This is a genomic window from Sphingomonas endophytica, assembly GCF_001476895.1.
Taxonomy (GTDB): domain Bacteria; phylum Pseudomonadota; class Alphaproteobacteria; order Sphingomonadales; family Sphingomonadaceae; genus Sphingomonas; species Sphingomonas endophytica_A.
Window position 1 is genome coordinate 14093 of record NZ_LDTB01000009.1, and the last position, 26738, is coordinate 40830.

Sequence of the window (26738 nt, forward strand, 5' to 3'; positions counted from 1 at the left end):
GCCGGTGTTGGTAGCGCTATCAAGTTGCGAAGCGTGGAGGGGATGATGGCGCAGGTGAACGGCGCGGTAGCGTCGGGCTTGCCGCACGATTGGCGGTCGGGTCGATTTGTCGGGCGGGCGGCGACGGCGGACGGGCCGATCCCGCTGCTGGTCATCGCGGGCGAGGCGTTCGACATGTCGGCGGTCGCGCCGACCCTGTCGATGCTGGTCGAGGCGGGTGATCTGTCGGGTGCTGGCGGACGGTCGCTCGGCGCACTGGACGCGGCGGGGCTGGAACTGCTCAGCCCGGTCGATCTGCAATGCGTGAAGGCATGCGGCGTCACCTTCGCGGTGTCGGCGATCGAGCGCGTGATCGAGGAGCGCGCGCGCGGCGACTGGTCGGCGGCGGCGGCGATCCGCGAGCGGCTGGAGGCGCGCGTCGGCGGCTCGATCCGTTCCGTGGTGCCGGGCACGGCCGAGGCGGCGGCGTTGAAGAGCGCGCTGATCGAGGACGGACTGTGGTCGCAATACCTGGAAGTCGCGATCGGCCCGGACGCGGAGGTCTTCACCAAGGCGCCGGTGCTGGCGACGGTCGGGCCCGATGCGGAGATCGGCATCCGTTCCGATTCGAGCTGGAACAACCCGGAGCCGGAGGTCGCGCTGCTGGTGAACAGCCGCGGCGAGGCGATCGGCGCGACGCTGGGCAATGACGTCAACCTGCGCGATTTTGAGGGGCGTTCGGCGCTGCTGCTCGGCAAGGCGAAGGACAATAACGCCTCCTGCTCGCTCGGTCCGCTGGTGCGGCTGTTCGACGACACGTTCACGATCGACGATGTGCGCCATGCGGAAGTGCGGCTGAACATCCAGGGCGAGGACGGCTACGTCCTCGACGGTGTCAGCAACATGGCGGAGATCAGCCGCGATCCGCTCGACCTGGTTCGCCAGACCTTGTCGGAGCATCAATATCCGGACGGCTTCGTGCTGTTCCTCGGGACGCTCTTCGCGCCGGTGCAGGATCGCGACGATGTCGGGCGCGGCTTCACCCACAAGATCGGCGACCGCGTGACGATCGAGAGCGAGCGGCTGGGCCGCCTGACGAACCGCGTCGTGACGTCGAAGGACGCCGCGCCGTGGACGGACGGGATCGGGGCGCTGTTCCGCAATCTGGTGCGGCGCGGGCTGCTGAGTACTGGCAAGTGAGCGCGATCTATCCGTCGCTGGAAGGCAAGCGGGTCATCATCACCGGCGGCGCGACCGGGATCGGCGCGGGTCTGGTCGAGGCGTTCGCGCGGCAGGGCTCGCACATCGCCTTCGTCGATGTCGCGGAAGAAGCCGGGGCGGCGTTGGCCGAACGACTGGGCGACCGCGTTCATTTCCATCGTTGCGACCTGACCGATGTCGATGCGCTGCCGGGTACGATCGCGACGCTGGCCGAGGCGATCGGCGGCGTCGACGTGCTCATCAACAATGCCGCGAACGATGACCGGCATACGGTCGCCGAGGTGACGCCCCAATATTGGGACGACCGCATGGCGGTGAACCTTCGCCACCTGTTCTTCGCCGCGCAGGCGGCGGTACCGCATATGAAGGCGTCGGGCGGTGGTGCGATCGTTAACTTCGGTTCGATCAGCTGGCACCTCGGCCTGCCCGATCTGGTGCTCTATCAGACCGCCAAGGCCGCGATCGAGGGGATGACGCGCGGGCTCGCACGCGACCTGGGGCGCGACAATATTCGCGTTACCACGATCGTACCGGGCAACGTCCAGACGCCGCGGCAGGAGAAATGGTACACGCCAGAAGGTGAGGCGGAGATCGTCGCGGCGCAATGCCTCGACGGGCGCATCCAGCCCGCCGACGTCGCCGCGCTGGCGCTGTTCCTCGCTTCCGACGATGCGCGGATGTGCACGGGACACGATTATTTCGTGGATGCCGGGTGGCGATAGAGCGCCGGTGACAAACGCCTGAAACTAAGCAAGAACAAGATCGGATTGAGGGAGCGGGACGGGATGGCGATGATGATGAGCGAGCCGGCGGGTGCGCCCGGCGATCCGGGTGCGGCGGCGCGGGTGAACATGGGGTTCATCGCGGCGATCGTGGCGGTGGCCACGATCGGCGGGTTCATGTTCGGCTATGACTCGGGCGTCATCAACGGGACGCAGAAGGGGCTGGAGGCCGCGTTCGACCTCGGCAAGCTCGGCATCGGGGTCAATGTCGGCGCGATCCTGGTCGGCTCGTCGATCGGCGCGTTCCTGGCCGGGCGGCTCGCCGACCGGATCGGGCGGCGCGGCGTGATGATGCTGGCCGCCGTCCTGTTCCTCGGCAGCGCGCTGCTGGCCGGTGCCGCCGGCTCGTCGGCGATCTTCATCTTCGCCCGCATCGTCGGCGGGCTCGGCGTCGGCGCGGCCAGCGTCATTTCGCCGGTCTATATCTCCGAAGTCACCCCTGCGGCGATCCGTGGCCGCTTGTCGAGCGTGCAGCAGGTGATGATCATCACCGGCCTGACCGGCGCGTTCGTCGCGAACTTCGCGCTGGCCCGCTATGCCGGCGGCTCGACCGCCGATTTCTGGCTGGGGTTCCAGGCATGGCGCTGGATGTTCTGGCTGCAGGCGATCCCGGCGGCGATCTACCTCGTGGCGCTGTTCGTGATCCCGGAAAGCCCGCGCTATCTGGTCGCGCAGGGGCGGGATGCCGAGGCGCACAAGGTGCTGACCCGCCTGTTCGGCACGGCCGAGGCCGATCGCAAGGTCACCGACATCCGCGGCAGCCTGGCCGCCGATCAGCACCGTCCCAAGCTGTCCGACCTGAAGGACCGCGCGACCGGCAAGATCCGCCCGATCGTCTGGGCGGGCATCGGCCTGGCCGTGTTCCAGCAGCTCGTCGGCATCAACGTCGTCTTCTATTACGGGGCGACCCTGTGGGAGGCGGTCGGCTTCTCCGAGGATTATGCACTGCAGACCAACATCCTGTCGGGCGTGCTGTCGATCGGGGCCTGTATCTTCACGATCTTCACCGTCGACCGGATCGGGCGCAAGCCGCTGCTGCTGATTGGCTCGGCGGGCATGGCGGTGACGCTGGCGGTGGTCGCCTGGGCCTTCTCGACCGCCGTCACCGACGCGGCGGGCGCGGTCAGCCTGCCGGGTAACAATGGCGTCATCGCGCTGATCGCGGCGAACCTGTATGTGATCTTCTTCAACGCCAGCTGGGGCCCGGTCATGTGGGTGATGCTGGGCGAGATGTTCCCGAACCAGATCCGTGGTTCGGGCCTCGCGGTCGCGGGTTTCGCGCAGTGGATCGCCAATGCGGTGATCTCGGTGACCTTCCCGGCGCTGGTCGTGTCGCCGGGGCTGGCGGTGACCTACACCGGCTATGCGCTGTTCGCCGCGATCTCGTTCTTCTTCGTCCGCAAGATGGTGCATGAGACGCGCGGGCGCGAGCTGGAGGACATGCAGGGCTGATCGCCTCGTCGCCGGTCGCGGCGACGTTCTGTAGAGACGTCACCCCGGCGATGGCCGGGGTGACGTATGTTGGAGCGGCGGCTTTGACGTTCGCGCGGCCACATGCCACCGGACGATGATGCCGCTGGTCGCCGCCGCCCTGACCATCCTCGCCTTCACGATCGGGCTGACGCTGCCCGACGTCGACCTGCATCTATGGCTTGGGCACCGCAGCGCGATGACGCACAGCGCCCTGCCGGCCTGTCTGCTGCTGACGCGTCGACACTGGCAACCCGCCGCGTGCGGGATGGGGGCGGGGATTGGCCTGCATCTGGCGGCCGACACCTTTCCGAACCGGATGATCGGCTATGCGACGATCAAGCTGCCGTTCGTCGGCGCGCTGTCGCCGGGGGCATCCTATGCGTGGCTGGCGATCAACGCGCTCGCGGCGATCGGTGTGGCGGCGTGGCTGGCGCGGCGGCTCCACGCGCCAGTGGTCGCGGCGCTGCTGACGCTTGCCGTATCGGTCGTGGGAGCAGGGTATTTGTGGCGCACCGATGGCGGGTGGCCGGTTCTCGCGATCGCTGCGGTTGCGGCGTGGCTCGTGTGGCGTCGGCCGAGCGCATCACCCCAGCCGTAATCGGCCCATCGCAAAAGCCACTCCGCCATGCCGGACCTGTTCCGGGGGGCACCGTGCCGCAGACGCCCTGATTTCAGCGTTTGCGGTCCGGTGGACCCCAGGACAAGTCCGGAGTTACGATCGCTGCGGGCAGGCTTCGCCCGGAACCTTACTCCGCCGCTTCCAGCGTTTCCGCATCGTCGAGGGGATGGCTGAGCCGCGACAGCATCTCGCGCGGTACGACCTGCCAGAACGATCCGATCACGCGGGCCCAGTCGTCCAGCAATCCGCGCGACCAGCGGCTGTCGGTCGCGACCGCATGTTCGGCGACCAGCCCGCGCAGCACTTCTTCCCAATGCGCGGCGGCGACGCGCTGCCACACGATGTTCTCGGGATTGGCGCGGCGCGCGAAGCTGCCGGTCGGGTCATAGACGAACGCCATGCCGCCGGTCATGCCCGCACCGAAGTTCGCGCCGACCTCGCCCAGCACCACCGCGACGCCGCCGGTCATATATTCGCAGCCGTTCGCGCCGCAGCCCTCGACCACCACGGTCGCGCCCGAATTGCGGACCGCGAACCGCTCGCCGGCCTGACCCGCCGCGAACAGCTTGCCGCTGGTCGCGCCGTACAGGACGGTGTTGCCGAGGATGGTGTTGTCCTGGCTGCGCAGCGGCGAGGACACCGCCGGGCGGACGACGATCTTGCCGCCCGACAGCCCCTTCCCGACATAATCGTTGGCGTCGCCGAACACCTCCAGCGTGACGCCGCTGCACAGGAACGCGCCCAGTGACTGGCCCGCCGAGCCGCGCAGGCGGATCGTGACATGGTTCTCCGCCAGCTTCGACATGCCGAACGTCCGCGTGATCTCGCTCGACAGCCGCGTGCCGACCGCGCGGTGCGTGTTGCGCACCGAATAGGTCAGCTGCATCTTCTCACCGCGCGAGAACACCGCCGCCGCATCCTTGATGATCTGCGCGTCGAGGCTGTCGGGCACGTCGTTGCGGAACGTCGACAGGCTGAACCGCCGCTCGGCATCGGTCGCATCGACCTTGGCGAGGATCGGGTTCAGGTCGAGGTCGTCGAGATGCTCGGCACCACGGCTGACCTGCCGCAGCAGTTCGGTGCGCCCGATCACTTCGTCGAGCGACCGCACGCCCAGCCGCGCGAGGATGTCGCGCACTTCCTCGGCGATGAAGGTCATCAGGTTGATGACCTTTTCCGGCGTGCCGACGAACTTGCCGCGCAACGCCTCGTCCTGCGTGCAGACGCCCACCGGGCAGGTGTTGCTGTGGCACTGGCGCACCATGATGCAGCCCATCGCGACGAGGCTGAGCGTGCCGATCCCGAATTCTTCCGCGCCCAGGATCGCGGCGATCACGATGTCGCGCCCGGTCTTCAGCCCGCCGTCCGCGCGCAGCTTGATCCGCCCGCGCAGGCCGTTGAGCGTCAGCACCTGGTTGACCTCGGACAGCCCCATTTCCCACGGCGTGCCCGCATATTTGATCGACGTCTGCGGGCTGGCGCCGGTGCCGCCGACATGGCCGGAGACGAGGATGACGTCGGCATGCGCCTTCGCCACGCCCGCCGCGACGGTGCCGATGCCCGCCGAGGACACCAGCTTGACGCAGACGCGCGCGCGCGGGTTGATCTGCTTCAGGTCGTAGATGAGCTGCGCCAGATCCTCGATCGAATAGATGTCGTGGTGCGGCGGCGGCGAGATCAGCGTCACGCCCGGCGTCGCATGGCGCAGCTTGGCGATGAACTCGGTCACCTTGAAGCCGGGCAGCTGCCCGCCCTCGCCGGGCTTGGCGCCCTGCGCGACCTTGATCTCGATCTCCTCGCAGGCGTTCAGATATTCCGCGGTGACGCCGAAGCGCCCCGACGCCACCTGCTTGATGACCGAGTTCGCGTTGTCGCCATTCTGATACGGCGTGTAGCGGATCTTGTCCTCGCCGCCTTCGCCCGACACCGCCTTCGCGCCGATGCGGTTCATCGCGATCGCCAGCGTCTCATGCGCTTCCGGCGACAGCGCCCCCAGCGACATGCCCGGCGTCACGAACCGCTTGCGGATCTCGGTAATCGCCTCGACCTGATCGACCGCGACGCCTTCGTTGGGGAAGTTGAACTGCAACAGGTCGCGCAGATAGATCGGCGGCAGGTCCGACACCCCGCGCGAGAATTGCAGGTAGCTGGAATAGCTGTCGGTCGACACCGCCGTCTGCAGCAGGTGCATCAGCTGCGCCGAATAGGCATGCGCCTCGCCGGTGTGGCGCTGGCGATAGAAGCCGCCGATCGGCAGCGTCGCCACCGCCTGATCGAACGCCGCCTCGTGCCGGTCGGTCGCGTTGACGTGCAGCGAGGCATAGCCCTCGCCGCTGATCTTCGCGGGCATGCCCGGAAACAGGTCGTTGACCAGCGCGCGGCTGAGGCCGACCGCCTCGAAATTATAGCCGCCGCGATAGGAGGAGATGACCGCGATCCCCATCTTCGACAGGATCTTGAGCAACCCTTCCTCGATCGCCTTCTTGTGGCGCGCGGTGCATTCCTCGATCGACAGCTTGCCGAACAGCCCGCGCGCATGGCGGTCGGCGATCGCCGCTTCGGCCAGATAGGCGTTCACGGTCGTGGCGCCCACGCCGATCAGCACCGCATAATAATGCGTGTCGAGGCATTCCGCCGCGCGGACGTTGATCGACGCGTAGGAGCGCAGACCCCGGCGAACCAGATGCGTGTGCACCGCCGCCGCCGCCAGCACGCCCGGGATCGCCACGCGGTCCTCGCTGATGCGCTCGTCGGTCAGGAACAGCTCGCTCTTGCCCTCGCGCACCGCCTGTTCGGCCTGGTTGCGGATGCGCTGGATCGCGGCGCGCAGGCGATCAGGGCCGCCGCCCGCCTCGAACGTGCAGTCGATGTCGGCGGCGGCATTGCCGAAATACGCCTTCAGCCGCGCCCAGTCGGTCGAGGTCAGCACCGGTGATTCGAGCACCAGCACGCGCTCGCGCCGATCCTCGGTATCGAGGATGTTGGCGAGATTGCCGAAGCGCGTCTTGAGCGACATGACGTAGCGCTCACGCAGCGGATCGATCGGTGGGTTCGTGACCTGCGCGAAATTCTGCCGGAAGAACTGGCTGATGAGGCGCGGCTTGTCGGAGATGACGGCGAGCGGCGTGTCGTCGCCCATCGAGCCGATCGCTTCCTTGGCGGTCTCGACCATCGGCGACAGGATCAGCTCCATGTCCTCGATCGTCTGCCCGGCCGCGACCTGCCGCCGCGCCAGCTCGGCGCGGTCGTAGCGGGTCAGCGTGCCCGCCGGGGCGGGGGGCAGGTCGTCCATCGTCGAGAACTCGCCGATCATCGCGGCGTAATCCTGCTCGGCGGCGATCCGGTCCTTGACCTCGCGGTCGAGCAGGACGCGACCCTCGTGCAGGTCGACCGCGATCATCTGCCCCGGCCCCAGTCGCCCCTTGGCGACGACGGTGCTCTCCGGCACGACGACCATCCCCGCTTCGGAGCCGACGATCAGCAGCCCGTCGGCGGTCTGCGTATAGCGCAGCGGACGCAGCGCGTTGCGATCGACGCCGCCGACCACCCAGCGGCCGTCGGTCATCGCCAGCGCGGCGGGGCCGTCCCACGGCTCCATCACCGAAGCGAGATACTGGTACATCGCGGCGTGCGCGGGCGGCATGTCGTCCTGCCCGTCCTGCCATGCCTCGGGCACCAGCATCAGCTTGGCGGTCGGCGCGTCGCGGCCCGAACGGCAGATCGCCTCGAACGTCGCGTCCAGCGCGGCGGTGTCCGACGCGCCGGCCGGAATCACCGGCTTGATGTCCTCCGAATGCTCGCCGAACGCGATCGAGGCCATGCGGATCTCATGGCTGAGCATCCAGTTCTTGTTGCCGCGGATCGTGTTGATCTCACCGTTGTGCGCGAGACACCGGAACGGCTGCGCCAGCCACCATTGCGGGAAGGTATTGGTGGAATAGCGCTGGTGGAAGATCGCGACGCGGCTCTCGAACCGCGCATCGGTCAGGTCGGGGTAGAAGACCGACAGGCTCTCGGCGAGGAACAGCCCCTTGTAGATGATCGAGCGGCACGACAGCGAGCAGACGTAGAAGCCCTGGATCTGCGCCGCGATCACGCGCTTCTCGATGCGGCGGCGGACCAGATACAGGTTCTTCTCGAACTCCTCCGCCGACACTTCGTCGGGCATCGGGCCGGCGATCATGATCTGCTCGATCTCGGGGCGGGTCGACTGCGCCTTCATCCCGATCACCGAGACGTCGACCGGCACCTGCCGCCAGCCATAGATGGTATAGCCCGCGCCGATCACCTCGGACTCGACGATCGTGCGGCACGTCTCCTGCGCCGACAGATCGGTGCGCGGCAGGAACACCATGCCGACCGCCAGCCGGTTCGGAAGCAGCTTGTGACCCGACGCGGCGACGCAATCGTCGAAGAAGCGCACCGGCAGGTCGACATGGATACCCGCGCCATCGCCGGTCTTGCCGTCGGCATCGACCGCGCCGCGGTGCCACACCGCCTTCAGCGCGTCGATCGCCGACTGCACCACGCGGCGCGACGGCTTGCCATCGGTCGCTGCGACGAGGCCGACGCCGCACGCATCGCCCTCGAACTCGGGGCGGTACATGCCATGTTCGGCGAGCTGGGCGCGGCGGGCGTCGATGCTGTCGGTCATCACTTCTTCTCGCTCTGCTGGATCGCCGCGACTTCCTTGACGAAGGCGGCGGTATCGGCCTGCGTGCGCGTCATCGCGTCGGCCATCATCTTGCGCTGGAACGCGGCGACATCGGGATCGGCCATGATCGTCAACGACGCCTGCATGTACGTCTTCCCGGTCGGGGTGCGGAAGAACCGTTCGACCTCACCCATCTGCGCCACGTCGAACCGGCGGGCGTAGGCGCGCGCGATCGCGTCGAACATGCCCGGCAGCGAGGTGCGGATCATCTCCATGCTGCGACCGAACTGCGCGTCGACGAAGCGGTCGAAGGCTGCCTTCACCTTGGGGTTCTTCGTCATTTCGGCGGCGAACTGCGGGTTCTGCATGAAACCCTGCCGCAGGTTGATCATCAACGGCGCCATCATGCCGTCCATCATCTGCACGCGCGTAGCGGGCGGGAACAGGACGTCGAGCAACTCGGTCGCCGCCGCGAGGCGGGCCGGATCGACGGCGGTCGCCGGGGCGCTTGCCGGAGTTTGGGCGATGGCGGCGGCGGGCGACAGCGCGATCGCTGCGGCGAGGAGGATGCGCATCATGCCGCCACCTTCGCCGCCTTCGCCTGCGCCTTCAGATATTGATGCATCGTCGCCGCCACATCGCGACCGTCGCGGATGGCCCAGACGACCAGCGAGGCACCGCGCACGATGTCGCCCGCCGCGAACACGCCGTCCAGGCTGGTCATCAGCGTCTTGCTGTCGACCAGCACCGTGCCCCAGCGCGTCACGCCCAGTTCGGCCGCGCCCCACAGCTTCGGCAGTTCCTCGGCATCGAAGCCCAGCGCCTTGATGACCAGATCGGCGGGCATGTCCTCGGCCGCGCCGGGATCGACCTCGGGCGCGCGGCGGCCGCTGGCGTCGGGAGCGCCCAGCCGCATCTTGTTGGCGCGCACGGCCGTGACCTTGCCGTCGCTCCCTGCGAAGCTGGCGGGGGCGGAGAGCCAGACGAACTCGACGCCTTCCTCCTCGGCGTTGGCGACCTCGCGCTGCGAGCCTGGCATGTTGGCGCGGTCGCGGCGATACAGGCACTTCACGCTCTTCGCGCCCTGGCGGATCGCGGTGCGGACGCAGTCCATCGCGGTGTCGCCGCCGCCGATCACGACGACGTTGCGCCCCGCCGCGTTCAGGCTGCCGTCCTCGAAGGCGGGGACATGGTCGCCGAAGCTCTTGCGGTTCGAGGCGGTCAGATAGTCGAGCGCCGCGACGACGCCGTTCAGCTCGTTGCCGGCGACCTCGATCGCGCGTGCCTTATAAACGCCGGTGGCGATCAGCAGCGCGTCGTGGCGCGCGCGCAGTTCGTCCAGCGTCGCGTCGCGGCCGACCTCGAAGCCTTCATGGAAGACGATGCCGCCGTCCTTCAGGCGATCGACACGGCGCATGACGACCGGCTTTTCCAGCTTGAAGCCGGGGATGCCATAGGTCAGCAGCCCGCCGGCACGATCGTGGCGGTCATAGACGTGCACCTCATACCCATGCCCGCGCAGATATTCCGCGGCGCTCAGCCCCGCCGGACCCGCGCCGATCACGCCAACCGACTGGCCGCGCGCCGGGCCGGCCACCAGCGGTTCGACCCAGCCTTCTTCCCAGGCGGTGTCGGTGATGAACTTCTCGACCGAGCCGATCGTGACCGCGCCGTGCCCGCTGAACTCGATGACGCAATTGCCCTCGCACAGCCGGTCCTGCGGGCAGATGCGGCCGCAGATCTCCGGCATGGTCGAGGTGCTGTTGCTCAGCTCATAGGCTTCGCGCAACCGCCCCTCGGCGGTCAGGCGCAGCCAGTCCGGGATATGATTGTGAAGCGGGCAATGTACCGAGCAATAGGGCACGCCGCATTGCGAGCAGCGCCCGGCCTGATCCTCCGCTGCGGGCGTGGCATAGCGTTCGGCGATCTCGCGAAAGTCCTCCGCGCGATCGGCGGCGACGCGCTTCGCGGGATAGGATTGCGGGCGTTCAACGAACTTCAGCATGTCGGCCATCGGTGTCCTCCGGTGGCCGAAATCTCACATGCATCAGCGCGTGTCACGCGTTTTTTCGACGGTACGGCAGCAAAGCTGACCTAATAACTGGTGGGTTGCCGCCGCAGTTGCAACAGGATCGCATGTAGCGTGCGACATTAGTCCCGATGCGATACCTATCGCAGGGCGAGCGCGGCAAGCGCGATCACGCCAATGATGATTCGGTACCAGGCAAATGGCGCAAAACCATGCTTGGTCACGATCGCCATGAACCAGCGGATCACGATCATCGCCACGACGAACGAAACGACAAAGCCGATCGCGATCGCGGAGAGGTGCGCGTCGCCCAATTCGTGACGGCTCTTCCACAGCGCCAATGTCGTCGCGCCCATCATCGTCGGGATGGCCAGGAAGAAACTGAATTCGGCCGCCGTCTCCTGATCGACGCCCATCGCGCGCGCGCCCATGATCGTCGCGCCCGAACGGCTGACGCCCGGAATCATCGACAGGCATTGCACGACGCCGATCGCCAGTGCGGTCTTCCACCGCATCGTCTCGACGGAGCCCGGTTCGGCACGCGGCGCGACCCGCTCGATGAACAGGATCGCGATGCCGCCGACGATCAGCGCGATCGCCACGACCGTCGGCCCGATCCCCGGCGCCTCCAGAACGGCGCGGATCGCGGAATAGGCGACCGCGCCGACCACCGCCGACGGCAGGAAGCCGAGCAGGACGTTGCGCGTGAAATGGACGGCCGGCGGTTCGCGCCGCAACAGTCCGGTGCCGACACGCAGGAAGCGCCGCCAGAACAGCACGATCACGGCAAGGATCGCGCCCAGCTGGATCACGATGTCGAACGTCGCGTCGCCCTCCGACAGGCCCAGCAGCGCGCCGGCGAGGACGAGGTGGCCGGTCGAGGAAACGGGCAGGAATTCTGTCACCCCCTCGACGATGCCGAGCAGGATGATGGTCAACAGGTCGGTCACGCGCGTTCCCCCGTCTGGTGTGTCGCGGGCTTCAGCCGGCGGTGCGGTTGATCAGCCCGAAGCGGCCGGCCTTGCGGAAGCGGACCAGCCAGTCGGGTGCGACCGCGTCCAGCGGCGTGGCGCCGATGCCCAGCGCGGCGAGGCCTTCCGCGCCGGCGCTCACCACCGAGTCATGGCCAAGCAGCTTCCACTGGTCGGTGCTGATCGGCGTGCCGGGAAGGGCGGCGAGCAGGCCCCCGAGCGCGTCGGGCAGTTCGACGAAGCGCGCGCGTCGTCCGATATGGCGGGCGATCCGCTGATGCAGTTCCCGCATCGTCAACACTTCCGGCCCCCCCAATTCGAACGTCCGGCCACCGAACGTCCCGGCATCGTCGAGCGCGGCGACGGTCGCATGCGCCACGTCGCCGACGAACACCGGCTGGAACCGCGCGCCCGCGCGCAGGATGGGGACGACCGGCAGGCCGGCGATCATCCCGGCGAAGCGGTTCACGAACTGGTCCTCGCGCCCGAACACGGTCGAGGGGCGCAGGATCGTGGCGCCGGGGCAGGCGGCGCGCACCGCGTCCTCGCCCGCGCCCTTGCTGCGCGCGTAGCTCGAATCGCCGTTCGCGTCCGCACCGATGGCGGAGACATGGACCAGCGCCGCGCCATTGGCGGCGGCCGCTGCGGCGACATTGCGGGCGCCTTCGACATGCACCTGTGCCAGATTGCCGGCGAAGGTGCCGACCAGATTGACCACCGCGTCCGCGCCATGGACCGCATTGGCGATCGTGTCGGCGCGCGTCACGTCGGCCGCGACGAATTGCGTCTGTCCCAGCCCGCCCAGCGGTTTCAGGAAGAACGCCTGACGGGGATCGCGCTGCGCCACGCGCACCCGCGCCCCCGACTTGAGCAATGCCTGTGCGATATAGCGGCCAAGGAAGCCCCCACCGCCGATCAGCGTTACCAGCTTGTTGTTCATGCCGTCCTTCATGTCGAAAGCCTTTAGCCCTTGACCGTGCCTTGCCCGCCGCACCCGGCGTTGACAAGGCCGTGCGCGGGGAGGGGATAGCCCGATCGGCCGCTGCGATGCAAAAAAGTGAAAATTGTTGTTGACGGCTCCGGCCGCCGCCCATAGAGGCACCCACCTACCCCGTGCCCAGATGGCGGAATTGGTAGACGCACCAGCTTCAGGTGCTGGCGATCGCAAGGTCGTGGAGGTTCGAGTCCTCTTCTGGGCACCATTTTCCCGCAGGGCATGATGCTCCGGGGAAAGTACAGACAGTATAGGCTTCGGCTTGCACTTGGTACGTTAGTACGAGTGCGATGGCCTGTTCTTGCCTGTCTTCATATACTGCCCGTCAGAGCCTTTCCTCCCGCAAGCGATCCATGCGGACCATTGCCGGATCATCGCGACACGTGAGAGGCAGGGCGCCGCCCGGCCTACACGCTCTGACGTCCGTAACCATTCGTCGTGACGGATCCGATCGGGTCATCCTGCGGCCGGCCGCTGACGGCGGCGACGATCTCGCTGTCGGTCGCGACGTGATCCTCGATGATGCAGCGGAAGTTGAGCCCCGGCACGCCATGGTCGCTCGGCACGCTCGCCTGCGCGACCACCAGTCCGTCGAGCGACTGGATCTGCGTCGTGGCGGACGAGGTGGCGTGAGGATGCGCTTCCTGGAAGCGGCGCGTACCGCTGGTCGCGACGACGCGGCCGAACTGATCGACGATCGACACCGCCGCGCGCCGCGACGAACGGTTCATGATGTCGATCAGCCGCGCGACCTGCCCCTCGAAATCATATTCCAGATAACAGACGCCCAGCGTCGCGCCCTCCACGACGACGGGGGCGACGAAGATCAACACCTTGCGATCGTTCGACCATGGATTGGCCCACACCTCGTCCGTCACCCAGCCCGACGTCGGCGCGTCGTTCATCACGCGCTGGAATTGCGGATAGCCGTCGAAGCGGATCGTCCGCACCGCCGCATTCTCGTGCGCGCAGACCCGCACCGAGCCATCGCCGGCGACGACGAACGCGTTCAGGAAATAGGGCGAGAAGCTGAGCAGCGCCCGCAGCCGTTCCAGCGCGCGCGCTTCGGCGCGGTCGCTGTCGGCGAGTAACAGGCTTTCGCGGATCGAATGATCGGTGGCCAGGACGCGCACATCGATCGCGCGGTCGTACAGGGTACGGGACAAGGCGTCGGCGATCGATTGCGCCAGTTCGCCCAGTCGTCCGCCTTCCAGCTCGCGGACCAGTTCGGCGGCGATCTCGCTGCCCTGGTGGAGCCGGCCGAGCAATTCCTCGCGGAACGCGCGCGACGAATTGCGCGCCTGCGCCGCCAGTGTCTTCACCTCCTGCGCCACGACGCCGAAGCCGCGCCCGGCCTCGCCGGAGCGCGCCGCCTCGATCGCGGCATTCAGCGCGAGCAGGCGGGTCTGGCTGGCGATCGCTTCGGACCGGTCCGCATGCGACGTGACCTCGCTACTCAGCGAGTCCAGCAGGGACCGTATTCGTCGGGGCATGACAACTCCTCATCACGCACCGCGGTGTAGGGCGCGATGGTTAAGCGATGGTGAGGATCTCGCCCGAGTGTCGATGTTCCAGAGAGTTAGCGGTGAGCCGGTACGCCGAACAGGTCGTGGTCGTCGGCCTCCTCGATCACGACTCGCAGGATGTCGCCCGGCGCGGCATGCCCGGCGTCACGCAGATGCACCTCGCCGTCGATCTCCGGCGCATCGGCCATCGAGCGACCCGACGCGCCGCCGCTCTCCACATCGACCGCGTCGATGATCACCTCCAGCGTGCGACCGACCTTGGCGGCCAGCTTGGCGGCCGAAATCGCGGCGGTCTTCTCCATGATCCGCGCATACCGCTCTTCCTTGACCGCTTCGGGCACCGGATCGGGGAGCGCATTGGCCGACGCACCCTCGACCGGCTCGAACCGGAAGGCGCCGACGCGATCGAGCTGCGCCTCGTCCAGCCAGTCGAGGAGATACTGGAAATCCGCCTCGGTTTCGCCGGGGAAGCCGACAACGAAGGTCGAGCGGATGGCGATATCCGGGCAGACCTCTCGCCACGCCTTGATGCGGCTCAGCACCTTGGCATCGTTGGCGGGGCGCTTCATCCGGCGCAGCACCGACGGCGCGGCATGCTGGAACGGGATGTCGAGATACGGGAGCACCAGCCCCTCGGCCATCAGCGGGATAACCTGATCGACGTGGGGGTAGGGATAGACGTAGTGGAGCCGCACCCACGGGGCGATCCTGCCCAGTTCGCGGGCGAGGTCGGTCATGTGCGGGCGGACCTCCGCGCCCTTCCACATCCGCGATTGGTCGCGGATGTCGATGCCATAGGCGGAGGTGTCCTGGCTGATGACCAGCAATTCCTTCGTCCCCGCCGCGACCAGCTTCTCCGCCTCGCGCAGGATCGCATCGGGGCGGCGGCTGACGAGATCGCCGCGCAACGACGGAATGATGCAGAAGGAGCAGCGGTGGTTGCAGCCCTCCGAGATCTTCAGATAGCTGTAGTGGCGCGGCGTCAGCTTCAGCCCGGCGTCCGGGATCAGGTCGACGAACGGGCTGAGCGAGGCAGGCGCGGCAGCGTGGACCGCCTCCACCACCTGTTCGTATTCGTGCGCGCCCGTGATCGCCAGCACGTCCGGGAAGCGGGCGCGGATCGCTTCCGCTTCCTTGCCCATGCAGCCGGTGACGATGACGCGGCCGTTTTCGGCGATCGCCTCCCCGATCGCCTCCAGCGATTCCTCCTTGGCCGAATCGAGGAAGCCGCAGGTGTTGACCAGCACGACGTCCGCGCCGACATAATCGGCGGACATCTGATAGCCGTCGGCGCGAAGCTGGGTCAGGATCCGTTCGCTGTCGACCAGGTTCTTGGGACAGCCGAGCGAGACCATGCCCACGCGGGGCGGTGAGGGGATTTGCGTTGCCATGGGATCGCCCGCACATAATGCGGGACGACGCGATTTGCCAGTGGCGGCGGCACGCGCGATAGCGAGGCGTTTCACGGACGAAAGGGCGCGCGGATGCTGGCGATCGGATTGATGTCGGGCACGTCGCTGGACGGGATCGACGCGGCGCTGATCGACACCGACGGGCGGCAGGCGGTGCGCGCGATCGCCTTTCGCGGGGAGCCGTACTCCGACGCGGCGCGCACGCAACTGGCGGAGGCGACCGCGCTGGCGCTGACCTATCCGCGCCCGCGCGCCAGCCCGGAACTGGTGGCGGCGGGGGCGCTCATCACGCGCACGCACACGCTCGCAGTGCAGAAGCTGCTCCGCGACGCGGGCGTGGCGGCCGGAGAGGTCGGGGTGATCGGCTTCCACGGGCAGACCGTCGCGCACCGTCCCGACCGCCGCTGGACGTGGCAGATCGGCGACGGGCAGGTGCTGGCCGATGCGACCGGCATCCGCACCGTCGCGGACTTTCGCAGCGCCGATGTCGCGGCGGGCGGGCAGGGCGCGCCGCTGATCCCGGTCTATCATGCCGCGCTGGCCGCCGGGCTGGAGGGGCCGGTCGCGATCCTGAACCTGGGCGGCGTGGCGAACGTCACGCTGATCGACGGCGGCGAGGCGGTGGCGGCGTTCGACACCGGCCCCGCCAACGGGCTGGTCGACAGCTGGGTGGAGCAGGAGAGCGGCGCACGCTTCGACAAGGACGGTGCGCTGGCGGCGGCGGGCCGCGTCGACGAAGCTATTCTGACCGCGATGCTCGACCATCCGTTCTTCGACGCGCCCTATCCCAAGTCGCTCGACCGCAACGATTTTACGGTCCAGCCGGCGCGCGGGCTGTCGGCAGCGGACGGCGCGGCGACGCTGACCGCCTTCACCGCCGTCACGGTGGCGGAGGGGCTGCGGCTGTTGCCGGTGCGTCCGCGCCGCCTGCTGGTGGCGGGGGGCGGGCGGCACAATCCGACGATGCTGCGGATGATCGGTGAGCGGACCGGGCTGACCCCGGAACCGGTCGATGCCTTCGGCTGGAACGGCGACGCGATGGAGGCGGAAGGCTTCGCCTATATGGCGGTGCGGACGCTGCTGGGGCTGCCGATCAGCTTTCCCGGCATCACCGGCGCGCCCCGTGCCATGCCCGGCGGAACCGTGTTCGTGCCGGCGGATCGCCAGCCGTCTAGCGGGTGACCGTCACCGTCGCGGGATAATGGCGGTCGAGATGCTTCTTGATCCGCTTCAGGTTGCGCGTGTTCGATCGATAGAAGAAGTCGGCCGCATCGCCGACGAACGGCACCATGCCCAGCACCGTGTCGAAACCGACGCGCGCGGTCATGCCGAACAACGCCATGCGGCTCATGCCGAGATTGCGCGCTTCCCAGACCAGCCACATCCCCATCGCACCCGCCAGCAGGTCGCCGACGACCGGTACCAGCCCGACGATCGCGTCCAGCCCGACGCGCCGGTTGATCCCGGGGATGACATACAGACCTTCCAGCAACCGCTCGACCGCCTCCACCCGCCGGCGGATCGCCACGGGATCGCGCCCGACCGGCAACGTGTCGAAGAAGGCGGGCGACATGGGGGTGGGGCGAGCGACCATGATGCTCAATTGGGGGCGACGCGCAGCCGGTTCAACGGGTGCCACGCGCGCGGGTTCGGCTGCCACTGTCGCAGGCGCAGCGCCACCAGCGACCAGCGGAACGGCCGCGCGATGGGAATGAACGCGACGTCCTGTGCCAGCAACTGGTCGGCGCGCGCCGTCGCCTGCGCGCGGGCCGGCAGCGTGTCGGCCAGCCGCGCCGCCTCGATCGCGGCCATCGCATCGTCCGAACAGGCCACGCACGCCTCGGCCAGATACCAGCGCGCATTGTCATAGGGCGCGACGCGGTCGATCAGGCGCAGATCGGCGGCGGGATCGTCCGCTGCGACGCGGAGCGGGCGGACACCGATCGCATAGAGGTCCCGCGCCAGCCTCGCCCAGAGCAAGGTGCCGCCCGGACCGCCGGGCAGCGCGAGCCGCAGTGCGGGCACGCCGTGCGTCGCGCGCCATGCCGCGACCTGCCGCGCGGCGGCGGCGGTGCGTTGTTCGACGGGGATCGTCGCCCAGCCCGGCGAACTCGGTGGCGCGGCCGAATCGAGCTGTTCGGGCAGGATCGTCTCGCGGGCGGGCCAATCGGGGGAGATGCTGCCGGTCAGGTCCGCGCGGTCGATTGCCTGCGCGATCGCGGCACGGTTCGCGGCATCCGCCAGGAAGCCCTCGCGACGGACCACCGCCACGCCGAACAATCCGGCCGCGGGATCGATGCGGACGTTCGGTGGCGCGGGGTTGGCGGCCTGCAGGATCGGCCAGTCGCCGATCGTCCCGCCCGTCACCAGATCGGAACGCCGCTCGACGAAGCGCAGGATGGCCAGCGCGGCGCGCTCGCCGCGCAATTGCACATTCTCCTCCGGCGTCGGCGCATCCTCGTCGGGGTCGCGATCCGGGTCCAGCGCGGGGGTCAGCAGGGCGCCGTCGCGCGTCGCCGCCCGCTGCCGGAACGGCCCGGCGCCCCCGCCGCCGCGCGGCCGCAGCAGCGCCATCTCGGGCTGGGCGAACAGCTTCAGCAGGTCGGGGCGTGGCCGGGCGAGCTCTATCTCGATCACCTCGGGTGTCATCTCGACGATCGACTCGACGGCCGTGAGATAGGGCGTGACGCTGTTGGTCGAGGACGCGGCGATCTGGCGGCGCAGCAGCGGCACCACATCGCCGGCCCGGACCGGGGATCCGTCGGCCCAGCGCGCGTTGCGAAGGCGGAAGATGTAGCTGCGGCCGTCGTCGATGACGATCCACCGCTCGGCGATTCCCGCCTCGATCTGTCCGGAGGCATCGAACCGGACCAGTCCCTCGGCCAGCGAGTCGGTCAGCAACCGGTCGCCGGTGTTCAGGTCGGCGCGCGACCGGCCGGGCAGCACCGGCGCGTCGCCGATGACGCTGACCACCACCGCCCCGACATCGGCGCGTCGCCCGCACGACGTCCCGGCGCCCGCCATGACGGCGATCATGATCAGGCGCGGCGCGACCCGCGCGACGATGCTGGTGCGGGCGGCGGGACTCGAACCCGCACGCCAATGGCAGAGGATTTTAAGTCCCCAGCGTCTACCGATTCCGCCACGCCCGCGCATCGTGCGCCACGAAGCCGTTGCGACGGCTTACGTCAAGCCATCGTCGGCGCGGCCATCGCGAAAGCCATGGTGCCGGGTCGCCATGGTTCATGCCACGTTGAGGCGGACGCGCATTTCCTTGCCGGGCTTGAAGAAGGGGACGCGCTTCGCCTCCACGTCGACCGTCTCGCCGGTCCGCGGGTTGCGACCGGTGCGGGCATCGCGCGCGCGGGTGGAGAAGGCGCCGAAACCGCGCAATTCGACGCGGCCGCCCGCCGCCAGACGAGCGACGATCTCATCGAAGAAGGTGGAGACGATCGCCTCCACGTCGCGCTGCGATAGGCCGGGATTGTCCTTCATCAGCGATTGCACCAATTCCGACCTGATCATTGCGCGTTAGCCCTTGATTGTCCCGGTTATCTTCAGGGCGACCTGATACAGGTGAGTTTCGCCGGCCGGTAGCACCGAAATGACAACGATTGTGCAAATTGGGTCACTTGCCGGACCCCGGGCAAGAAAAAGGGGGACCGGCCGGTCGGCCGATCCCCCTTTTAACGGTCCGATGGACGAACCGCCGCTTACTTCTTGGTTTCGCGGGCCTTCAGCGCCTCGCCCAGGATGTCGCCCAGCGACGCACCCGAATCGGACGAACCGTATTGCGCCACGGCCTGCTTCTCCTCGGCGATCTGCATCGCCTTGACCGAGAAGGTCGGCTTCTTGGAGCGGTCGAAGCCGGTCACCATCGCGTCGAACTTCTGGCCGACCTGGAAACGCTCCGGGCGCTGCTCGTCACGATCGCGGCCGAGGTCGGTGCGCTTGATGAAGCCGGTCGCGCCATCGTCGCCCGCCTGCACTTCGAGGCCCGCATCGCGGACTTCGAGGACGGTGACGGTGACGACCTGGTTCTTGCCCAGGCGATCGCCCGCGCCCGCCGCGACCGGACCGCCGCGCTCGAGCTGCTTCATGCCCAGCGAGATGCGCTCCTTCTCGGAGTCGATGTCGAGGACCACGGCCTGAACGACCTCACCCTTGCGGTGCAGGTTCAGCGCGTCCTCACCCGACACGCCCCAGGCGATGTCGGACATGTGGACCATGCCGTCGACGTCGTTGTCCAGGCCGATGAACAGGCCGAACTCGGTCGCGTTCTTGACTTCGCCTTCGACGGTCGAGCCGATCGGATGCGCGGCGGCGAACGCCTCCCACGGGTTGTTCTGCGCCTGCTTCAGGCCCAGCGAGATGCGGCGCTTGTCCTCGTCGACCTCGAGCACGACGACTTCGACTTCCTGCGAGGTCGAGACGATCTTGCCCGGGTGGACGTTCTTCTTGGTCCAGGACATTTCGCTGACGTGGACCAGGCCCTCGATGCCGGCTTCCAGCTCGACGAACGCACCATATTCGGTGATGTTCGTGACGCGGCCCGACAGCTTCGCACCGACCGGATACTTGGCGGCGGCGCCGTCCCACGGATCGCTCTCGAGCTGCTTCATGCCCAGCGAGATGCGCTGCGTGTCCTTGTTGATGCGGATGATCTGCACCTTCACGGTGTCGCCGATGTTGATCATCTCGCTCGGGTGGCCGACGCGCTTGTAGCTGAGGTCGGTGACGTGCAGCAGGCCGTCGATGCCGCCCAGGTCGACGAACGCACCGTAATCCGTGATGTTCTTGACGACGCCGTCGATGATCTGGCCTTCATGCAGCGACTGGATCAGGCCCGAACGCTGCTCGGCGCGGGTCTCTTCCAGCACGGCGCGGCGGCTGACGACGATGTTGCCGCGCTTGCGGTCCATCTTCAGGATCTGGAACGGCTGCGGGATGTCCATCAGCGGGGTAACGTCGCGCACCGGACGGATGTCGACCTGCGAACCCGGCAGGAACGCCACGGCGCCGTTCAGGTCGACGGTGAAGCCACCCTTCACGCGGCCGAAGATCACGCCCTCGACGCGCGCGGTCTTGGCGAATTCCAGCTCCAGCTTGTCCCAGGCGGCTTCGCGGCGTGCGCGGTCGCGCGACAGCATCGCTTCGCCATGCATGTTCTCGACGCGGTCGACGTACACCTCGACCTCGTCACCGACCTTCAGATCGGCCTTCTGGCCCGGCGCAGGCGCGAATTCGCGCAGCGGCACGCGGCCTTCGCTCTTCAGGCCGACGTCGATGACGACCAGGTCGTTTTCGATGGCGGTGACGGTGCCCAGCACCACGCGGCCCTCGAAGCTGTCGGCGCCGCCGAACATGTCATCGAGCATCGCCGCGAATTCGTCACGCGAGGGAGTTGCCACTGAGGCCATAAAAGAAACAGTCCTATGTCGTTTTCCGGCCAGGCGGTTGGGTCCGCCGGTCTTGGCCATCACCGCCGCGCCGACCCCGTGCCGTGCGCGACATCCATGGGATCGGGGAGCGACGGTGGCCTTTCGCGGATGTGCGAAAAGGCGCGATGGATATACGATCGCGCCGCGCCTCCGCGAGCCCCAGCCCGCCGGACCGCCGCGCCTTAGGCGAAATGCCGCGAAGAAGCAAGGTTGACAATCTTTGCCAATCGGCGGACGCTGCGGGCATGGCCACGATGAACATCTCGCTCCCCGATGCCATGAAGGACTGGGTCGAGCAGCAGGCGGCGACCGGCCGCTACAGCAATTCCAGCGATGTCGTGCGCGACCTGATCCGCCGCGAACAGGTGCGCGCGGAAAAGATCGCGAACATGCAGCGGTTGATCGATGAGGGGCGGGCGAGCGGCGTTTCGGAGCGATCCCCCGAAGAACGGCGTATTGAGGCAAGGCGGCGCGCGCGCCTGATCGTGGCCGCCGATGGGATATAGGTTGAGTGATGAGGCGGACGAGGATTATTTCTCCATCTACCTCCACGGTGTCGAGACATTCGGCGAGGAACAGGCCGAACGTTATGCGGACCTGCTGGATCGGGCGTTTGCCTTCCTCGGCGATCATCCACGCGCCGGTCGGGAGCGGCTCGAATTGCGCGAAGCCATTCGCGGCTACCCAACCGGGTCACACCTCATCTTCTATGCCATCGATGAGGATGACGACGTGCTGATCCTGCGCATCCGCCACGGGCGCGAGGATTGGGCGGCGGATTAGCCCGCGGTTCGCCCTTCCACCAACGCGATCGCCCGCGACACGGCGGCGTCGATCGACAGGAAGCTGGTGTCGAGCTCCATCGCATCCTCCGCCGCGACCAGCGGCGCGGTGGAGCGCGAGCTGTCGCGGTCGTCGCGGGTGCGGATATCGGCGAGCACCTGATCGTAGCTGATCGCGCTGCCCCGCGACTTCAGCTCGTCATGACGGCGTCGCGCGCGGATCATCGGCGTGGCGCGCACGAACAGCTTGGCGTCGGCGTCAGGCGCGATCACCGTCCCGATATCGCGCCCGTCGAGCACCGCGCCGCCGGGCTGGTGCGCGAACTTCTTCTGTCGCTGCATCAGCGCCGCGCGCACCAGTGGATGCGCCGACACGATCGAGGCGATCTGCCCCGTCGCATCGTCGCGCAAGCCCGGATCGGCGAGCAGCGTGTCATCGAAATCGCACGCCGCCACGGCATCGGCCTCGATCGCCGGGTCCAGATCCAGCCGCAGCACCTGCGCCGCGACCGCGCGATACAACAATCCGGTGTCGAGATGCGGCACGCCGTAATGCCGCGCCAGCGCGCGCGCGATCGTGCCTTTGCCGGACGCGGCGGGACCATCGACCGCGATAATCACGCCGCACGCCCCGACAGCGTCTCAAGCTGCTGGTAGAAGGCCGGGTAACTGGTCGCGACCGGCGCGATATCGTCGATCGTCACCGCGTTCCGCGCATGTAGCCCGGCGACGGTCATGCTCATCGCGATGCGGTGGTCGAGCTTGGTCGCCACCGTGCCGCCGCCCGCGATCTTCTCGCCGCCCGAACCGTGGACGGTCAGCCCGTCCTCATGCTCCTCGGTGGTGACGCCATTGGCCTCCAGCGCGGCGCGCATCGCGGCGATGCGGTCGCTTTCCTTGACGCGCAGTTCCTCCGCGCCGCGCGCGACCGTCTTGCCTTCGGCAAAGGCGGCGGCGACGAAGAGTGCGGGATATTCGTCGATCATCGACGGTGCCAGATCGTGCGGCACGACGATCCCGGCCAGCGTCGCGTGGCGGACGCGCAGGTCGGCGACCGGCTCCCCGCCGACGACCCGCGCATCCAGTTCGGTGATATCCGCGCCCATCATGCGCAAGGCGGTCACCAGCCCGGCGCGGGTCGGGTTCAGCCCGACATTCTCGATCACCACGTCGCTGCCCGGCACGATCGACGCCGCGACCATCCAGAAGGCCGCCGACGACGGATCGCCGGGCACGACGATCGATTGCGGCTTCAACTCCGCCTCGCCGGTCAGCGAGATGACCCGCCCGCGCGGGCCCTGCTCGACGGTCAGCTGCGCACCGAAACCCGCCAGCATCCGCTCGCTATGGTCGCGAGTCGGCACCGGCTCGATCACGCGCGTGATGCCCGGCGTGTTGAGCGCGGCGAGCAGCACCGCCGACTTCACCTGTGCCGAGGCGACCGGCAGCTCATAGTCGATCGGCACCGCCGGACACGCCCCGCGCACCATCAGCGGCAGGCGGGTGCCGGGCGACGCCTCGATCGACGCGCCCATCTGTGCCAGCGGCACAGTGACGCGCGCCATCGGTCGCGCCGACAGCGAGGCGTCGCCGGTGAAGGTCGCGGTGATCGGATGGCTGGCGACCAGCCCCATCAGCAGCCGCGTCGAGGTGCCCGAATTGCCCATGTCGAGCGCCTGGCATGGCTGGAGCAGCCCGCCGACCCCGACGCCGTAAATGCGCCAGATGCCGTCGTCGCCGCGCTCGATCGTCGCGCCCATCGCGCGCATCGCGGCGGCGGTGGCGAGCACGTCCTCCCCCTCCAGCAACCCCTCGACGCGGCTTTCGCCGACCGCCAGCGCGGACAGCATCAGCGAGCGGTGGCTGATCGACTTGTCGCCGGGAACGCGGATCCGTCCCGCCAGCCGCGCGGGGCCGGGGACGGTGAACGGAGTGGGGGAGGAAGAATGCGCCATGCGCGCCGCGCCTTGCCAGCCGCCTTGCGCTATGGCAAGGCGCGCTCCACTTCAGCGGGGCGACCTGTTTGATCCACCCATCCGAAAGGCTTTTCACGGCATGATCCAGCCGGAATGGGGCACGAAGCGTACGTGCCCGAAATGCGCGACGCGTTTCTACGACCTCCAGAAGGACGAGCCCGTCACCTGCATCAACTGCGGTTATGCATGGGAGCCGGAGCCGATCCTGAAGTCCAAGCAGCCGCTGCCGTTCGAGGCCGCCAAGCCCGACAAGGAAAAGGTCGACGCCGATCTGGCCGGTGACGACGAGGATCTGGACACCGGTGAGGACGAGGAGCCCTCCGCCGACGACGAGGTCGATCTGGGCGGCGACGACGATCTGGGCGTCGAGACGATCAGCGAAGACGACGAAAACAACTGACGTGTGAAAAAAGGTGCGGCAGGCGGCAAAACACCGCTTGCCAATCCCGCAGCCCCCGGATAGAGGGCTGCCTCCCGGACGGAATGGGGCCGTAGCTCAGCTGGGAGAGCGTCGCAATGGCATTGCGAAGGTCAGGGGTTCGATCCCCCTCGGCTCCACCATTCCCGTACTGAGCGCCGCGATTGGCGCTTCCGCCCCTCCTGCGCGGGCGTGAACAACAACGCCAGACGCGGTCCACCCGGCATCCATCGTTGGACGCCAGGTAGTCATGTCTCCCGACATCGTCACGACAGCCGGACCGTCAATCCCGCCCCGGTCACACCAACGCGCCCCGTCGCGATCGTGGTAGCGCGGCTACCGACCGCCGGCCTCCAGCAGCCGGCGCGGCTCCGACAGTTCCCAGCTTCGTGCGATCCGGTCCTCGACCAGCGCCCAGTCCGCGTCACCACCGAGATCGAGGCTCACCCAGCCCGAGGCCCCCAGATATGCCGGGCGCCGGTACACGCCCGGCACAGCCTCCATCAGCGTCGCCTGTTCGTCGGCATCGCTGGTTCGTACGCACACCACCGTCAATCCGTCGCCGTGGTGATCGTCGCGGAACTGCGCGAACATCCGGTCCGCGACGAAGAAGCTCGGCTGCCCGTGGCTCTCGCGCTCTGCGGTCTCCGGCAGCAGGGTGGCGATGGCGCGGACGCGGTCGAGTGGGGTCATGCGGACCTGCTTACGGTTGGACGAACGCCTTCAGAACCGCCGGATACAGGCGATGTTCCTCCGCCAGCACGCGCTCGGCCAGCGTATCGGGCGTATCGTCGGCGCGGATCGGCACCTCGGCCTGGCCCAGCACCGCGCCGCCGTCCAGTTCCTCGGTCACGACGTGCACCGAACAGCCCGCCACCGCATCGCCGGCCGCGATCGCGCGCGCGTGCGTGTCCAGACCCTTGTACTTGGGCAGCAGCGACGGGTGGATGTTGACGATCCGCCCGCGCCAGCGCGCGACGAACGCGTCGGACAGCAGCCGCATATAGCCCGCCAGCGCGATATAGTCCGCGCCCGCCTCGCGCAGCGCCGCGTCCAGCGCCGCCTCGTAAGCGGGCTTCCCTATGCCCTTGGGCGACAGCGCGAAAGTCGGCAGCCCGTTCGCCGTCGCCCACGCCAGACCTGCCGCCTCACGCTTGTCGGAGGCGACCACGACGATGCGATAGGCGTCACCCTGTTCGGCCGCCAGCGCCTGCATGTTCGATCCCCGGCCCGAGATCAGCACCGCGACCTTCGCCGGCTCGCGCGTCGCCGCATCGTTCACTGGCACGTCGCTCACTGGTGATGCGTCGCGGTCCAGTCGGCACGCGCGCTCCACGTCTCGGTGCGGCCCGACACGGTGCAGCCGCGCTCGCCGGCCTCGATCCGCCCGATGCGATGTACGGTCTCGCCCGCCTTGCTCAACCCGGCGACCACTTCCTCAACCTCTTCGGCGGCGACGATCACCGCCATGCCGATCCCGCAGTTGAAGGTGCGCGCCATCTCCTCCGGCTCGATCGCGCCCTGCGCCTGCAGGAACGCCATCAGCCGGGGCTGCTCCCATGCGTCGGCGTCGACATGCGCATGCACGCCCTTCGGCAGCACGCGCGGGATATTCTCCAGCAGACCGCCGCCGGTGATATGCGCCAGCCCCTTGATCCGTCCGTCGCGAATCTGCGGCAGCAGGCTGGCGACATAGATGCGCGTCGGCGCCATCAGCGTGTCGATCAGCAACCGGTCGGCGTCGAACAGCGCGGGGCGGTCGAGCTTCCAGCCCTTGTCCGCCGCCAGCCGCCGGACCAGCGAGAAGCCGTTGGAATGGACGCCCGACGAGGCGAGGCCCAGAATCACGTCGCCCGCCGCGATCCCCGCGCCGGTCAGCACGTCGCCGCGTTCCACCGCGCCGACGCAGAAGCCCGCCAGGTCATAGTCGCCGTCGCTGTACATGCCCGGCATCTCGGCGGTCTCGCCGCCGATCAGCGCGCAGCCCGCGATCCGGCACCCCTCCGCGATCGAGGCGACGACGCTCTCCGCCACGGCGTTGTCAAGCCGGCCCGTGGCGTAGTAATCGAGGAAGAACAGCGGCTCGGCGCCCTGCACGACCAGATCGTTGGCGCACATCGCCACCAGGTCGATCCCGACCCCGGCATGGCGATTCCACTCGATCGCGAGCTTCAGCTTCGTGCCGACGCCGTCGTTGGCGGCGACCAGCAACGGATCGGTGAAGCCCGCCGCCTTCAGGTCGAAGAAGCCGCCGAACCCGCCCAGGTCGGCATCGGCACCGGGCCGGCGCGTCGCACGCGCCAGCGGCGCGATCGCGCGGACCAGCGCATTTCCGGCGGCGATCGACACGCCGGCGCTCTCGTAGGTGTAGCCTTCGTTGCTCATGGAAATGCCGCCTAGCCATATCGCGCTTGGATTTCCACGCCTGCTTCGCCAAAAGACGCGCAACATGCGTCTTCGC

General features: G+C 68.3%; 24 protein-coding genes and 3 tRNA genes. 10 read left to right on the forward strand and 17 right to left on the reverse strand.

Annotation, left to right across the window (positions count from 1 at the left end):
- The first annotated feature begins 45 nt into the window (after positions 1-45).
- The 4 genes from NS334_RS03780 to NS334_RS03795 all read left to right on the forward strand — a co-directional run bounded on the left by NS334_RS03780 (position 46) and on the right by NS334_RS03795 (position 4053).
- Positions 46-1179, forward strand: coding sequence for a fumarylacetoacetate hydrolase family protein (locus tag NS334_RS03780; protein ID WP_058754709.1), 1134 nt, complete (start codon positions 46-48; stop codon positions 1177-1179).
- On the forward strand, positions 1176-1922 hold the full coding sequence (locus NS334_RS03785; RefSeq protein WP_058754656.1) for an SDR family NAD(P)-dependent oxidoreductase: 747 nt from the start codon (positions 1176-1178) through the stop codon (positions 1920-1922). Before NS334_RS03780 ends, NS334_RS03785 begins: the two co-directional genes overlap by 4 nt.
- 72 nt (positions 1923-1994) lie before the next feature.
- Complete coding sequence (locus tag NS334_RS03790) at positions 1995-3434, forward strand: sugar porter family MFS transporter (protein WP_275044671.1); 1440 nt, start codon at positions 1995-1997, stop codon at positions 3432-3434.
- A gap of 118 nt (positions 3435-3552) precedes the next feature.
- A complete protein-coding gene (locus NS334_RS03795; RefSeq protein ID WP_153002576.1) occupies positions 3553-4053 on the forward strand; it encodes a hypothetical protein in 501 nt (166 codons plus the stop codon).
- A 148-nt stretch (positions 4054-4201) separates the two neighbouring features.
- Here the strand turns inward: NS334_RS03795 and gltB are convergent, their stop codons facing one another.
- The 5 genes from gltB to NS334_RS03820 form a co-directional block, all read right to left on the reverse strand.
- Positions 4202-8728: a glutamate synthase large subunit gene (gltB, locus tag NS334_RS03800; protein ID WP_058754658.1), complete on the reverse strand. Its 4527-nt coding sequence runs from the start codon at positions 8726-8728 to the stop codon at positions 4202-4204.
- Positions 8728-9306, reverse strand: coding sequence for a DUF2059 domain-containing protein (locus NS334_RS03805; protein WP_058754659.1), 579 nt, complete (start codon positions 9304-9306; stop codon positions 8728-8730). The genes gltB and NS334_RS03805 overlap by 1 nt, the downstream gene beginning before the upstream one ends.
- Positions 9303-10742 (reverse strand): NAD(P)-dependent oxidoreductase, encoded by a 1440-nt coding sequence (locus tag NS334_RS03810; RefSeq protein WP_058754660.1) that lies wholly within the window; start codon positions 10740-10742, stop codon positions 9303-9305. Before NS334_RS03810 ends, NS334_RS03805 begins: the two co-directional genes overlap by 4 nt.
- A 155-nt stretch (positions 10743-10897) precedes the next feature.
- On the reverse strand, positions 10898-11707 hold the full coding sequence (locus tag NS334_RS03815; RefSeq protein ID WP_058754661.1) for an undecaprenyl-diphosphate phosphatase: 810 nt from the start codon (positions 11705-11707) through the stop codon (positions 10898-10900).
- A 31-nt stretch (positions 11708-11738) separates the two neighbouring features.
- A complete protein-coding gene (locus NS334_RS03820; protein ID WP_058754711.1) occupies positions 11739-12668 on the reverse strand; it encodes a complex I NDUFA9 subunit family protein in 930 nt (309 codons plus the stop codon).
- A 175-nt stretch (positions 12669-12843) separates the two neighbouring features.
- Here NS334_RS03820 and NS334_RS03825 point away from each other — a divergent pair.
- Positions 12844-12930 (forward strand) — tRNA-Leu (locus NS334_RS03825).
- Positions 12931-13129: 199 nt separating this feature from the next.
- Here the strand turns inward: NS334_RS03825 and NS334_RS19265 are convergent.
- The gene (locus NS334_RS19265; RefSeq protein ID WP_083500236.1) at positions 13130-14215 is read right to left on the reverse strand and encodes a methyl-accepting chemotaxis protein; all 1086 of its coding nucleotides are present in this window, start codon (positions 14213-14215) and stop codon (positions 13130-13132) included.
- 86 nt (positions 14216-14301) lie between these two features.
- On the reverse strand, positions 14302-15639 hold the full coding sequence (gene rimO, locus NS334_RS03835; protein WP_058754662.1) for a 30S ribosomal protein S12 methylthiotransferase RimO: 1338 nt from the start codon (positions 15637-15639) through the stop codon (positions 14302-14304).
- Between the two features lie 93 nt (positions 15640-15732).
- Here rimO and NS334_RS03840 point away from each other — a divergent pair, with 93 nt between their 5' ends.
- Positions 15733-16842, forward strand: a complete 1110-nt coding sequence (locus NS334_RS03840; RefSeq protein ID WP_058754663.1) for an anhydro-N-acetylmuramic acid kinase — start codon at positions 15733-15735, stop codon at positions 16840-16842.
- On the opposite strand, the gene NS334_RS03845 is transcribed toward NS334_RS03840, so the two are convergent.
- The 5 genes from NS334_RS03845 to rpsA all read right to left on the reverse strand — a co-directional run bounded on the left by NS334_RS03845 (position 16832) and on the right by rpsA (position 21080).
- Complete coding sequence (locus tag NS334_RS03845) at positions 16832-17233, reverse strand: DUF4112 domain-containing protein (protein WP_241491797.1); 402 nt, start codon at positions 17231-17233, stop codon at positions 16832-16834. The genes NS334_RS03840 and NS334_RS03845 overlap by 11 nt on opposite strands.
- Before the next feature lie 26 nt (positions 17234-17259).
- Positions 17260-18696, reverse strand: coding sequence for an ABC transporter substrate-binding protein (locus NS334_RS03850; protein ID WP_058754712.1), 1437 nt, complete (start codon positions 18694-18696; stop codon positions 17260-17262).
- A gap of 32 nt (positions 18697-18728) precedes the next feature.
- Positions 18729-18812, reverse strand: a tRNA-Leu gene (locus NS334_RS03855).
- 91 nt (positions 18813-18903) lie between these two features.
- On the reverse strand, positions 18904-19185 hold the full coding sequence (gene ihfB / locus NS334_RS03860; RefSeq protein WP_058754665.1) for an integration host factor subunit beta: 282 nt from the start codon (positions 19183-19185) through the stop codon (positions 18904-18906).
- Between the two features lie 188 nt (positions 19186-19373).
- Positions 19374-21080 (reverse strand): 30S ribosomal protein S1, encoded by a 1707-nt coding sequence (rpsA, locus tag NS334_RS03865; RefSeq protein WP_058754666.1) that lies wholly within the window; start codon positions 21078-21080, stop codon positions 19374-19376.
- A gap of 83 nt (positions 21081-21163) precedes the next feature.
- On the opposite strand from rpsA, the gene NS334_RS19340 reads away from it, so the two are divergent.
- Positions 21164-21607: a type II toxin-antitoxin system ParD family antitoxin gene (locus tag NS334_RS19340; RefSeq protein ID WP_342585529.1), complete on the forward strand. Its 444-nt coding sequence runs from the start codon at positions 21164-21166 to the stop codon at positions 21605-21607.
- A gap of 1 nt (position 21608) precedes the next feature.
- Positions 21609-21884, forward strand: coding sequence for a type II toxin-antitoxin system RelE/ParE family toxin (locus NS334_RS03875; protein WP_206542629.1), 276 nt, complete (start codon positions 21609-21611; stop codon positions 21882-21884).
- Here NS334_RS03875 and cmk read toward each other — a convergent pair.
- Complete coding sequence (gene cmk, locus NS334_RS03880) at positions 21881-22504, reverse strand: (d)CMP kinase (protein WP_058754669.1); 624 nt, start codon at positions 22502-22504, stop codon at positions 21881-21883. The genes NS334_RS03875 and cmk overlap by 4 nt on opposite strands.
- Positions 22501-23838 carry a 3-phosphoshikimate 1-carboxyvinyltransferase gene (aroA, locus tag NS334_RS03885; protein ID WP_058754670.1) on the reverse strand — a complete coding sequence of 446 codons (1338 nt, stop codon included), beginning with the start codon at positions 23836-23838 and terminating at the stop codon, positions 22501-22503. The genes cmk and aroA overlap by 4 nt, the downstream gene beginning before the upstream one ends.
- A 100-nt stretch (positions 23839-23938) precedes the next feature.
- Between aroA and NS334_RS03890 the strand changes: the two genes are divergently transcribed.
- Together NS334_RS03890 and NS334_RS03895 are read left to right on the forward strand one after the other, a co-directional pair.
- Positions 23939-24259 (forward strand): FYDLN acid domain-containing protein, encoded by a 321-nt coding sequence (locus NS334_RS03890; RefSeq protein ID WP_058754671.1) that lies wholly within the window; start codon positions 23939-23941, stop codon positions 24257-24259.
- 85 nt (positions 24260-24344) lie between these two features.
- Positions 24345-24420: transfer RNA gene (locus NS334_RS03895), tRNA-Ala, on the forward strand.
- 193 nt (positions 24421-24613) lie between these two features.
- Here the strand turns inward: NS334_RS03895 and NS334_RS03900 are convergent.
- The 3 genes from NS334_RS03900 to purM all read right to left on the reverse strand — a co-directional run bounded on the left by NS334_RS03900 (position 24614) and on the right by purM (position 26662).
- The gene (locus NS334_RS03900) at positions 24614-24970 is read right to left on the reverse strand and encodes an MmcQ/YjbR family DNA-binding protein (protein WP_058754672.1); all 357 of its coding nucleotides are present in this window, start codon (positions 24968-24970) and stop codon (positions 24614-24616) included.
- Between the two features lie 10 nt (positions 24971-24980).
- Positions 24981-25493 (reverse strand): phosphoribosylglycinamide formyltransferase, encoded by a 513-nt coding sequence (gene purN, locus NS334_RS03905; RefSeq protein WP_058754713.1) that lies wholly within the window; start codon positions 25491-25493, stop codon positions 24981-24983.
- A 77-nt stretch (positions 25494-25570) separates the two neighbouring features.
- Positions 25571-26662, reverse strand: coding sequence for a phosphoribosylformylglycinamidine cyclo-ligase (gene purM / locus NS334_RS03910; protein WP_058754673.1), 1092 nt, complete (start codon positions 26660-26662; stop codon positions 25571-25573).
- Positions 26663-26738 lie beyond the last annotated feature (76 nt).

What these genes read in the sequence shown, in the direction of transcription:
- NS334_RS03780 (WP_058754709.1), top strand. Translation starts at nt 46, where the DNA reads ATGGCGCAGGTGAACGGCGCGGTAGCGTCGGGCTTGCCGCACGATTGG.
- rimO (WP_058754662.1), bottom strand. Translation starts at nt 15,639, where the DNA reads ATGGCAACGCAAATCCCCTCACCGCCCCGCGTGGGCATGGTCTCGCTC.
- NS334_RS03805 (WP_058754659.1), bottom strand. Translation starts at nt 9,306, where the DNA reads ATGATGCGCATCCTCCTCGCCGCAGCGATCGCGCTGTCGCCCGCCGCC.
- NS334_RS03810 (WP_058754660.1), bottom strand. Translation starts at nt 10,742, where the DNA reads ATGGCCGACATGCTGAAGTTCGTTGAACGCCCGCAATCCTATCCCGCG.
- NS334_RS03795 (WP_153002576.1), top strand. Translation starts at nt 3,553, where the DNA reads ATGCCGCTGGTCGCCGCCGCCCTGACCATCCTCGCCTTCACGATCGGG.
- purM (WP_058754673.1), bottom strand. Translation starts at nt 26,662, where the DNA reads ATGAGCAACGAAGGCTACACCTACGAGAGCGCCGGCGTGTCGATCGCC.
- NS334_RS19265 (WP_083500236.1), bottom strand. Translation starts at nt 14,215, where the DNA reads ATGCCCCGACGAATACGGTCCCTGCTGGACTCGCTGAGTAGCGAGGTC.
- NS334_RS03850 (WP_058754712.1), bottom strand. Translation starts at nt 18,696, where the DNA reads ATGATCGCCGTCATGGCGGGCGCCGGGACGTCGTGCGGGCGACGCGCC.
- gltB (WP_058754658.1), bottom strand. Translation starts at nt 8,728, where the DNA reads ATGACCGACAGCATCGACGCCCGCCGCGCCCAGCTCGCCGAACATGGC.
- rpsA (WP_058754666.1), bottom strand. Translation starts at nt 21,080, where the DNA reads ATGGCCTCAGTGGCAACTCCCTCGCGTGACGAATTCGCGGCGATGCTC.
- NS334_RS03840 (WP_058754663.1), top strand. Translation starts at nt 15,733, where the DNA reads ATGCTGGCGATCGGATTGATGTCGGGCACGTCGCTGGACGGGATCGAC.
- NS334_RS03890 (WP_058754671.1), top strand. Translation starts at nt 23,939, where the DNA reads ATGATCCAGCCGGAATGGGGCACGAAGCGTACGTGCCCGAAATGCGCG.
- NS334_RS03845 (WP_241491797.1), bottom strand. Translation starts at nt 17,233, where the DNA reads ATGTCGCCCGCCTTCTTCGACACGTTGCCGGTCGGGCGCGATCCCGTG.
- aroA (WP_058754670.1), bottom strand. Translation starts at nt 23,838, where the DNA reads ATGGCGCATTCTTCCTCCCCCACTCCGTTCACCGTCCCCGGCCCCGCG.
- NS334_RS03790 (WP_275044671.1), top strand. Translation starts at nt 1,995, where the DNA reads ATGATGAGCGAGCCGGCGGGTGCGCCCGGCGATCCGGGTGCGGCGGCG.
- NS334_RS03900 (WP_058754672.1), bottom strand. Translation starts at nt 24,970, where the DNA reads ATGACCCCACTCGACCGCGTCCGCGCCATCGCCACCCTGCTGCCGGAG.
- ihfB (WP_058754665.1), bottom strand. Translation starts at nt 19,185, where the DNA reads ATGATCAGGTCGGAATTGGTGCAATCGCTGATGAAGGACAATCCCGGC.
- NS334_RS03820 (WP_058754711.1), bottom strand. Translation starts at nt 12,668, where the DNA reads ATGAACAACAAGCTGGTAACGCTGATCGGCGGTGGGGGCTTCCTTGGC.
- purN (WP_058754713.1), bottom strand. Translation starts at nt 25,493, where the DNA reads ATGCAGGCGCTGGCGGCCGAACAGGGTGACGCCTATCGCATCGTCGTG.